This is a genomic window from Pseudomonas paracarnis (assembly GCF_904063055.1).
In the GTDB taxonomy this organism is placed as follows: Bacteria; Pseudomonadota; Gammaproteobacteria; order Pseudomonadales; family Pseudomonadaceae; genus Aquipseudomonas; species Aquipseudomonas paracarnis.
This window is the reverse complement of sequence record NZ_CAJFCN010000052.1, coordinates 1-545: the sequence shown is the minus strand read 5'-3', so window position 1 is coordinate 545 and position 545 is coordinate 1. Positions and strand designations below refer to the sequence as shown.

Genomic DNA, 545 nt, shown 5'->3' with positions numbered 1-545 from the left:
GGCTTGCCGAACGGGTCCGGCACGAAGCGTTCGGCGGTTAACGCCGGACGCTCCAGATAACCCCGGGCCACGCCCTCGCCGCCCAGGTACAACTCGCCGGCCACGCCGATGGGTTGCAGGTTCAGTTGCGCATCCAACACGTAGCCACTGCGGTTACCCAACAAAGTGCCGATGGGCGCGTAGACGGCGCCACAGGGGTCGCCCTTGCGTGCCTTCCACAGCAGCGGCGTGACCACGGTTTCCGTCGGGCCGTAGCCGTTGAACAGGTATTTGGGTTTCAGCGCGCGCCACGCCAGGTCGTAGCTGGCTTGAGCCACGGCATCACCGCCAAAGCAGTACACCCGCACCGCCGGCGGGTTGCCGTCGCGCTCGGCATGTTCGGCCAACTGTTGCAGGTACACCGGTGGGAACACCGCCATGGTCACGTTATGGCGATGCATCTGCTCGTAGGTGTATTCCGGCAGCCACAGGCTGTCGTCACGGATCAACACGCTGGCGCCGTTGATCAGCGGGTGCATCCAGCCTTCGTGGGAGCCGTCGAAAGC

At 65.1% G+C, this 545-nt stretch carries 1 protein-coding gene; it reads right to left on the bottom strand.

Annotated features, from left to right (window positions below):
* The coding region (locus JMV15_RS27830; RefSeq protein ID WP_201491986.1) for an AMP-binding protein at nucleotides 1-545 on the bottom strand (545 nt) is incomplete at both ends.